We start from the raw sequence: 8,942 nt of genomic DNA, 5'->3' as shown, positions 1-8,942 counted from the left end.
GGCGCCGTCCCTAACCGATTTTTCGAAAGCATCATGGCCACTCCTTCATTTACGCTGACCATTTCTTATTCGACATCCGGCAGGAAAATTCTGTTATATAATTGTGCCGACGTAGTTTTTTTAGATATATGACTTTGTCTTTCCTCAAATACAATAACACATATAAACAATTTTGCAGCGACTGACACTTAGAACTATCGGCGTGGTAAAGTCGTAAGCGTCAAATAATCCCCACCTAGGCGGAAGGTGGCGATTCGGTTAATGTCGGAAGTCAAAAACATTGTCCCATTCCCGGCATTCAGCGCGATCGTCGCGTTGGAGCCAGCATCTACGATCGGCGCGTTGTTCACCGATGTGCCGCCACCCAACGTAAAGATTCTACGCAATGGGTACAGTATACGTTCAGTGCAAACAAAACGATTTCCTCGTTGACGTCTATTGGTTCGACGATAACGGAGGCATCGATTTACCGGCTTCGTATACGATTCAATACTGGAACGGCAGCGCCTGGACGAACGTGGCTACCCCATTGGGTCTCGGCTTGCTTGCGAACCAGTACAACGCGACGACGTTCACACCGGTTAAATCATATCCCGCTTAGCATAACGGCTAAATCCACCACATCTATAGGCATCGAACCCTGGAAAGTTTATGGCAATTAAAGCAGTTGGTTGCTCTCGCCGGGCCGGTCCTCTGAACCGTCCTGGCTGGCGCAATTTTTTTCGCGAACGGAATTCGCAATGAAGCCCTCAGCGAGGCGAAAGATTGGTTTCGAAAATAGCCCTTACTTGATTAGCCATTTCTTGCGGAGGATAAGGCATATTGTTTTTAACCCACCATTCCACTACACCGACGAAAGCGTTCGTTAGAAATTCGATGGTTACTTCCTGTTTTGCTTCCCCGTGAAGTTCTCTATGTTTAAATCTCTCCGTCAGCCCGCTTCTGACCATGGACGCGAGTCGTTCCTTGAAACAGTCGATTCCTTTGTTGTGCAACATGGAGGAGAAGAATAAAAATTGATCTTCGAGATATTGAAACAAGGGAAGCGGGGATCCTACGAAATCCGTCCCGCGTTCGTCAACGTCGGATAGGATGCAATAATCCAACATTCGAGTTAAATGATCATGGATGGATTGTTCAAGTAGGTCATACTTGTCCGCATAGTGAAGATAAAGCGTCCCCCTGTTTAAATCCGCTTTAGCCGAAATGTCGTGAATCGTAATGTGCTCAAACTCTTTTTCGCCCAATAATTCCATCAGGGCGATCTGGATCGCTTCCTTTGTTTTGCGGATCCTTCTGTCCACCTTAGGCACCCGAAACCATCCCTTTTCCGCACAAAAATAAACAAATTCCGAACATCTGTTGATTAGTCGACAAAAATCGAAATTCTTCCGATTGAGTTCTCGATCCTACTCTCTATAATTTAGATCACTACCTGCTTATGAATCAACCGTTGTCGGCTAACAGGTAGATTTCACAGGAAAGAGGCGAAATAAGATGAAGATCGAAATCTGGTCTGATGTGATGTGTCCATTGTGCTATATAGGCAAAACCAATCTGGAAAATGCCCTGAAGAGATTCGAACACAAGAACGAAGCGGAAGTCGTCTTCAGACCGTTCCAACTGTTTCCCGATGCTCCTAGTGGCAACGGTAAAAATTATTATGAATGGACGGCCGAAATTCATGGCGGAGCGATGACCGCGGATTACGTCAGGGAGAGCAACGCGGCGGTCATTCGCATGGCGAAAGAAGTCGGCCTGACTTATCATCTTGACACCTTGATTCCGTCGAACACGACCGATGTCCTTCGGGTAGCCGTTTACGCGCAAGAACGGGGCAGAGCAGGGGAGTGGCTGGCACGGGCGTATAAAGCCTATTTTACGGATTCAATGGATATCGGCAATCCCGACAATCTCGCCAAGCTGGCTGACGAGAGCGGTCTGGATGCCCAAGAAGTTCTTCTTATGTTGTCCGGAGACCAGTACAGAGATACAGTGAGGAACGAGCGGCAACACGGTTCCAAGATCGGAGTATCGGGTACGCCATTTTATATTTTCAATGATAAATACGCTCTATCCGGCGTCCGATCAAGCGATGTCTTTCTTGAGATTCTAGAGCGGGTATGGAGAAAAGATCATCCACTTCAAATGCTAGACGAGTCTTCGCGGGATGATTCGCAGACAGGACAGTGCGGGGAAAACGCATGCTCGATTTGAGGAAGGCTTCGCACATCTGAATTATAGTTTTTGTTTTTATTGATTCCCTTAACAAAGGAAGATGTTCGATCATGAAGTCATCGCTCCTCGTGAGCGATGGCTTTGTAATCATGACGAGTCGGAAAGCGAAATCTTAAGCTTATCTTGATTCGGGCTTCACTTTTTCTTGACCGCGCCTATTTATACTTTCCTCTAAGGTAGGGGGAACAAGCGGACAACCTTCTTCGAACCCGGAGAGCAACGACTCCGACGTTACGAGTACCGAATCCACGAAACCGAGTCCAACGAAAGCAATGTCGGCGCTCGACCCGAATAAAAGAAGCACCGTCGTTTTCTCCATGTACGACTACGACTCCTATTTCGAAGACGCGAAAAATGCTTACGAAAATGAGCATCCGAACACGAAGATCGATCTGCAATACGTCACCAAGGAGTTCGACCCGTCCGGCTTGCTGGTGGAGAAATTCAGGACGAAAACCGCGACTGAATTTTTAAACGGCAAAGGCGCCGATCTGATCGTCATGGACGATCTTCCGGCCGATCGGTACATCGGCAAAGATCTGCTCGCCAGCCTCAGCGACTTGATGGAAAGCGATCCTTCATTCAAGGAGGAAGATTATTTTCAAAATCTGCTGGACAACGTGAAACAGAATGACGGCGTCGCGTATGCCTTGCCGTTGTCGTTTACTTTGACCGGCGTATTGGCGGACGAAGATGAGCTTCAAGAGGCCGGCCTTCTACTCGATGACGGCAATTGGACATGGGAACAGTTCGACGGCATCGTACAGGATTTGCAATCGACAGGCCAAAAGTACGGATACTTCGAGAAAGCCAAACCCAACTTGTTGTGGCGGTTGGTGACGTCTTCCTACTCGCAATTCGTGGACCAAGCTAACCGGAAATCCAACTTCGACTCCGTTGCGTTCATCGGCCTCCTGAATCGGATCAACCAACTGGAAGAGAATCATACGGTGACTTTCGACAGCAAAAATTTCATTAATGGCACCGTGTACTTTCAACCGACCGAAATTTATTCGTTTACCGATTATCGCCTGCGCATGAAGGAAAGCAGGCTGGCGCATCCGAAGCTGTACCAATCGCCCAAGTCCGAGGGTCAGAAGGGCGGGGGGTTCTATTCTCCCATGGCCAATATCGCCATCAACGTGAACTCCGGCGTTAAACCCGAGGCGTGGGATTTCCTGAAGTTCCTCCTGTCCGGAGAAGGGAGAACATCGGACATGGAAACGGGAGCCGACTCCTGGAATAACCTATTCCCCGTATCCAGATCCGCATTCGACGCGAGAGGGGCGGAGGCGATACAAGAAGGTCATTTAGGTGAAGCGGAATTGCAAGCTCTTAGAGAGACCGTAACGAAAGCCGTCAACCCGATTATCCAGCTTCCGGGAGAGATCGAGCTTCTGCTGTTCCAAGAATCGCCTGCGTTTTTCAGCGGACAAAAATCCGCTCAAGCGGTCGCGAAATTGCTGCAGAACAAAGCGATGACTTACCTCAATGAATAAAACCCGGTTCCGCGACTGGACGAGAAGGGACGGACCGGCGGCCATTTTATTTCTGGTACCTGGTTTTCTCGGATTCTCGCTGTTCTATATTTTTCCGTTCGCGCTCGGAGTCGGTTATTCTTTTCGGGATCGAACGGTTGGCGGGACATTCGTCGGGTTCGACAATTACAAGGCGCTTCTCGCCAGGGGTTCTTTTCGACATGCGGCCGGTAATACTCTGTTGTTTACCGGGATTGCCGTTCCCGTCCTGATCGTATTCTCGTTAACGTTCGTGCTTCTGCTGAATAATCGCACAAGGTTTCGGCGCGGATTTCAGACGGCTTTCGTACTCCCCCTCGTCGTGCCGGTTGCCTCGATCGTCATGATATGGCAAACCTTCGTCGATTGGAACGGGATCTTGAACGCTTGGCTGAATGCATGGGGGCCGCCGCGCGTCGATTGGATGAACTCGGACAGCTCGATGGGGGTATAGGTACTTATTTATATCTGGAAGAACCTAGGCTACATAGTAGGCGTCGAATTTCTGCTTCTATTGTATCCTTACATAAAAAACCCCGAGAAATCAAAAAAATGGGCGCATTTGGGGTGTTACATTCCACATTGGTTTCGTTACTTCTGTTGATTGTTTCATTTGCTTTTTTTAATATCGACGAGCTACAGCACACGATCTGGCCGACGATTATTTTATCCAAAATCATCTATTTGCCGTTTCTTGAGCGTTTTGATTATATTTACGTCTTCGTTTGGTTTCTCATCATTATTTCCGCAAGCTGTGTAGTCTTCTGGGGCGGAATAAGAATCCTTGAAAATACGATCGGAATGACTTCAAGAGCCGCCTTATTGGTAACAGCCGGCATCGTATTTATCCTGTTACTTCCGTTGCGTAGTCCGATGATGATCGAGTAGATTCCGTGTTAAATTTATCCGGATGGATTCTCTTGTTCGGATACATTCCGTTACTCTGTATTTATTTATGGTTCTGGAAAATGAAAAGAACTGTCCTTGAGACCCCACAATGCGAACCGGGGGGATTAAAGGGGCATAACAAAAAACAGCCTTGACCTGTACCTCACAGGTATAAGGCTGTTTTTTGTATGTTAAACGCTACCGTCGTTCGAAAAAAATTCCTTCGTTATGCGAAGCGCCTTAGGCGATAATACGCGATTAAGTTCTTCTCTCAGCCACATTAGCGACTTCTGCCGTAATTGATTTCGCATGATTTCCTCGGCTTCTCGCATCGCAAGGTTGATAATGCAGGGAGTGGATCTAGCGCAAGTCGCGAGTTCTTCGTCGCGGCAAAGGAAATCGTTATTTTTAATATTCTTGCATTGAAAAATGGGGGAGGCACCTTCAACGGCTTCAACAACATCCCAAAACGAGATCTCCGCTGGCAGTCTTGCCAATTTATAACCGCCTTTTACTCCAGGAACGGATTTGACGATGCCGGTTTTCGTTAATTTGGTAAAAATCTTCGATAAATAGGTTTCCGGGACACCTTGAAACACAGAAAGTTCTTTAATCCCGATGGCGGATTCGGGTGGAATGTCGATCAAATAGACCAAGCAATGCAGTGCATATTCAACGCCGATTCCATACTGCATGCGAACACCTGCCTTCTGAGCGGACAATTGGATATTTCACATCTTAAGATTATTTAAAACCATTGTCAAACGGAAGGAATGGTGGAAATTACAAAACGATACGGACACCTCGGCAGATTGACATCCCAAAGACAAAGAGTTATATTGTGTCTAAGATTAATCGACGATATATGTTATCGACGATGTAAAGAGGTTGGAATAAGGCAGGACTTGATCGAGTCCGAATGACACAAGTATAGAGACACAAGGAGTGATCAGACATGACTACTATTTTGTATGTAACCGCACATCCTTTTGATAAGAGCGCCTCTCAGAGCCTGTCCGTAAGCGATGCCTTCGTACAAGCTTATCGAGAAGTGAACCCGACGCATCGCGTCGTTCCATTGGACTTATATCGTATGGACATTCCCCAGTTAGACGCGGAAATATTAACGGGGTGGAAACAAATAAAGCAAGGGCGCTCACTTGAACAACTGGATCCGGAAGTACAAACCAAAGTGGTTCGTCTGAACGAAATTGTCAATCAGTTCATCGCAGCAAACAAAATCGTAGTGGCCAATCCCGTTTGGAATTTCTTGTTTCCTCCAGTTCTTAAAGCTTATATCGATGCCATTTGCATCCCCGGCAAAACAGTAAAATATTCTAAAGAGGGCATTTTCGGTTTGGCGACAGAAAAAAAACTGTTACATGTACAGTCGTCCGGAAGCATACTTTCCAAAGGGAAATGGGCGGACTTCGAATTCAGTCACCGTTACTTGGAGGCCATCTTCCATTACATGGGTGTAACAGACGTCACGTTAATCGCGATCGAAGGAACTGGCGTTTCTCCTGATCTGGCGAGTGCAAATCGGGAGCTGGCGATTGAACAAGCACTTGACCTGGCCAAACACTTCTGATCGTCAAACGGGTAACGACTATGTTGAAATTCAGGTTACTTGTTATTTTCGGTGCATGTAGTTATGGACTATTATCCACTTTCGTAAAGAAAGCTTATACATCGGGCTTTTCTGTTGGAGATGTTGCTGGTAGTCAAGCGTTAATCGGCGTCGTTATTCTGTGGGCATTAGTAATTTTCAATCGGATATTCAAGAAGCAGCCGACATCTTCGAAAACGTACACGGTAACGGTTCGCCAAGTGATCTCTTTGATGTTTGTTGGCATGACCACTGGCATGACCGGAATGTTTTATTATGCTGCGCTTCAGTATCTGACCGCATCGTTCGCAATTCTTATGCTATTCCAATTCACATGGATCGGCATCTTGTTGGAATCGTTACTTGAGCGCAGGCGCCCTGGCAAAGAGAATTTGCTTTCCCTTATCGTCTTGTTCGTTGGGATCACTTTTACAAGCGGTTTTGTAAGTGGAATGCATGAATCGGTATCGTGGATTGGAGTGGCATTGGGCCTAGCTTCAGCAGTTATGTATGCATTCTTCATTAGGTTCAGTGAAAAGACGGCAGGGACTGTCGTACCGATCTTGCGAAGCGCATTGATGATTACCGGATCGTCCATACTCGTTATGTTGGTGTTTCCGCCATACTCCCTTATTAACCTCTCTTTGCAAAACGACTTATGGAAGTGGGGCCTTTTATTGGCACTGTTTGGCGTAGTCATACCGCCTGTATTTTATGCAATTGGTGTTCCGAAAGTCGGGGGCGGACTGGCGACAATTCTAAGTGCAGCCGAACTGCCTGCAGCCGTCATTGTATCGTTTATTGCATTAAACGAGCCGATTGGTGTGCTACAGTGGAGTGGTGTAGTCATAACCTTAATTGGCATCGCCTTGCCGCAAATTTTGAGAAACAGAAAGCAATCTGCTTAACCGCTTTTGAATGTCGTGCCGAGCGATTGGAGATACTCTGGTTTGAAGGATATGGACAAATAAGCTAATAAAATCTAATTTGAAGGGAAGTATTAAATATGGAAAGTAGATTGGACTACATGAAGGTTAGACCGGATTCGCTCCAAACGTTATTGAAATTGGAAGGATATGTAACAAAAAGCGGTCTTGATAAAAAGGTTCGAGAGTTAATCAAGATCCGCGCTTCTCAAATCAACGGCTGTGCATTTTGCCTCGATATGCATACGAAAGACGCGCTCGCGGCGGGGGAAACAGAGCAACGTATCTTTCTGTTGAACGCTTGGCGCGAAGCCCCATTCTACACGGATGCTGAGAGAGCCGCTCTTGCCTTGACAGAAGCGGTGACAGTAATCTCAAATGGAGGTGTGTCAAGCGCTGTGTACCAGCAAGTCCGAGAGCATTACGACGAAGGACAATTCGTCGATTTGATTATGGCGATTACTGCAATTAATAGTTGGAATCGCATGGCGATTTCGACCGGCATGGTTCCAGGGGCATATCAACCGGCGGGAAGTAAGGAAAAATAAGGAATATCATATCATTATCCCTGTTCATGTTTTGATGGACAGGGATAGAATTTATCGGAGGTCGCATGAGTTATAGAATACTGCTATTTGATTTAGATGATACCCTTCTTGACTTTGGAGCGAACGAGACGAACTCTTTGACCTGTTTATTCAAACAATATGGCTATACATTCTCAGAGGAATTATATCAAATTTACAACTCCGTGAATAAACGATTGTGGGTTGACTATGAGAATGGAAACATTTCGCTGGACGTCGTACTACACTCCAGATTTTCCGAAACTTTGTCTAAGTTAGGGAAAGACGTTGATGGAATGGAATGGGAAAATGTATATCGAGAGTTGCTGGGTGGCGGTGACCAGTTATTATTAGAAGGGGCGTTGGAGATTTGTCAGCGTTTATCCTCGACACATCGGTTGTTCATTATCACGAACGGGATCACAGTGACGCAGATCAAAAGACTGAAAACTTCGGGATTATACCATTTTTTTGAAAATATTTTTGATTCACAAAGCATTGGGCACTCAAAGCCGTCCACGAAATTTTTTGATTATGTTATTAGTCATATTCCAAATTTCGAGAAAAAGGAAGCCTTAATCATCGGAGATTCATTAAATACAGACATTAGAGGTGGATTGGTGTCGGGAATCGATACTTGCTGGATAAATAGAACGTCGCAACCCAATTCCAAGAACATTCATAGTACATATACAATTTCAAATTTACTGGAATTGATAGGGATTTGTTAACCGGTGGTTTGAGGTCAAGAACAACAGGTGGCTACAAGTTTTTTACAGTGAAATCACCGGGAGGTGATTTTTTTCAACGACAGCACAATCGACTAACAGGATAAACCGGCCCACAGTTGTTCCAGATCGCTTAGGTACGCCGCGGGATCACGATTAAAGCGTTTCCGCTGAATCCCTTCGGACAGACGCTCGTCCCATTGTGCTTTCCGCGCTTTGTAGGTTTCATAACTGACCGAACGAAGGCGGGCGGTCACATGCTCTTGACGAAGCGCATCGTGCACTAACACGATCATTTCTCCGTTGCGAATGATGTAGCGATTCCAGTTGCGAAGTCTGGTTATGCGGCGATGACAGGCTTTCGTCTGTCAAAAAAATTGCTCCAACTCGTTATTGGTTCGGGGAAGGTAATAATGATCGTAACAGGGAAAGAGTCCGTTCCAAAGTCCCTTGGTGTACCGGAACAAATT

General features: G+C 46.1%; 11 protein-coding genes. 9 read left to right on the top strand and 2 right to left on the bottom strand.

Annotated features, from left to right (window positions below; genetic code table 11):
• Nucleotides 1–385: 385 nt before the first annotated feature.
• Nucleotides 386–601, top strand: coding sequence for a hypothetical protein (locus tag EXY20_RS38435; RefSeq protein WP_135557748.1), 216 nt, complete (start codon nt 386–388; stop codon nt 599–601).
• A 148-nt stretch (nt 602–749) separates the two neighbouring features.
• Here the strand turns inward: EXY20_RS38435 and EXY20_RS38430 are convergent, their stop codons facing one another.
• A complete protein-coding gene (locus EXY20_RS38430) occupies nt 750–1,313 on the bottom strand; it encodes a TetR/AcrR family transcriptional regulator (RefSeq protein WP_135557747.1) in 564 nt (187 codons plus the stop codon).
• 184 nt (nt 1,314–1,497) lie between these two features.
• On the opposite strand from EXY20_RS38430, the gene EXY20_RS38425 reads away from it, so the two are divergent.
• From EXY20_RS38425 to EXY20_RS38415, 4 genes are all read left to right on the top strand, one after another.
• Nucleotides 1,498–2,217 (top strand): DsbA family oxidoreductase, encoded by a 720-nt coding sequence (locus tag EXY20_RS38425; protein WP_135557746.1) that lies wholly within the window; start codon nt 1,498–1,500, stop codon nt 2,215–2,217.
• Between the two features lie 293 nt (nt 2,218–2,510).
• Nucleotides 2,511–3,737, top strand: coding sequence for an ABC transporter substrate-binding protein (locus tag EXY20_RS38420; RefSeq protein ID WP_135557745.1), 1,227 nt, complete (start codon nt 2,511–2,513; stop codon nt 3,735–3,737).
• Nucleotides 3,730–4,209, top strand: coding sequence for a carbohydrate ABC transporter permease (locus EXY20_RS39410; protein ID WP_167859814.1), 480 nt, complete (start codon nt 3,730–3,732; stop codon nt 4,207–4,209). The genes EXY20_RS38420 and EXY20_RS39410 overlap by 8 nt, the downstream gene beginning before the upstream one ends.
• On the top strand, nt 4,143–4,643 hold the full coding sequence (locus EXY20_RS38415) for a GerAB/ArcD/ProY family transporter (RefSeq protein WP_167859813.1): 501 nt from the start codon (nt 4,143–4,145) through the stop codon (nt 4,641–4,643). The genes EXY20_RS39410 and EXY20_RS38415 overlap by 67 nt, the downstream gene beginning before the upstream one ends.
• 191 nt (nt 4,644–4,834) lie before the next feature.
• Here EXY20_RS38415 and EXY20_RS38410 read toward each other — a convergent pair whose 3' ends face one another.
• Entirely contained in the window at nt 4,835–5,338 is a 504-nt protein-coding gene (locus EXY20_RS38410) for an Rrf2 family transcriptional regulator (RefSeq protein WP_135557743.1), read from the bottom strand.
• A gap of 260 nt (nt 5,339–5,598) precedes the next feature.
• Here EXY20_RS38410 and EXY20_RS38405 point away from each other — a divergent pair, with 260 nt between their 5' ends.
• From EXY20_RS38405 to EXY20_RS38390, 4 genes are all read left to right on the top strand, one after another.
• Complete coding sequence (locus EXY20_RS38405) at nt 5,599–6,234, top strand: FMN-dependent NADH-azoreductase (protein WP_135557742.1); 636 nt, start codon at nt 5,599–5,601, stop codon at nt 6,232–6,234.
• Between the two features lie 20 nt (nt 6,235–6,254).
• The gene (locus tag EXY20_RS38400; protein WP_235886405.1) at nt 6,255–7,160 is read left to right on the top strand and encodes a DMT family transporter; all 906 of its coding nucleotides are present in this window, start codon (nt 6,255–6,257) and stop codon (nt 7,158–7,160) included.
• Nucleotides 7,161–7,258: 98 nt separating this feature from the next.
• Nucleotides 7,259–7,726 (top strand): carboxymuconolactone decarboxylase family protein, encoded by a 468-nt coding sequence (locus EXY20_RS38395; RefSeq protein ID WP_135557741.1) that lies wholly within the window; start codon nt 7,259–7,261, stop codon nt 7,724–7,726.
• Nucleotides 7,727–7,791: 65 nt separating this feature from the next.
• On the top strand, nt 7,792–8,475 hold the full coding sequence (locus tag EXY20_RS38390) for a YjjG family noncanonical pyrimidine nucleotidase (protein ID WP_135557740.1): 684 nt from the start codon (nt 7,792–7,794) through the stop codon (nt 8,473–8,475).
• Nucleotides 8,476–8,942 lie beyond the last annotated feature (467 nt).

It is taken from the genome of Paenibacillus cymbidii, assembly GCF_004764705.1.
In the GTDB taxonomy this organism is placed as follows: Bacteria; Bacillota; Bacilli; order Paenibacillales; family NBRC-103111; genus Paenibacillus_AN; species Paenibacillus_AN cymbidii.
The sequence above is the reverse complement of the archived record's forward strand: the minus strand, read 5'-3'. Positions and strand labels throughout refer to the sequence as shown.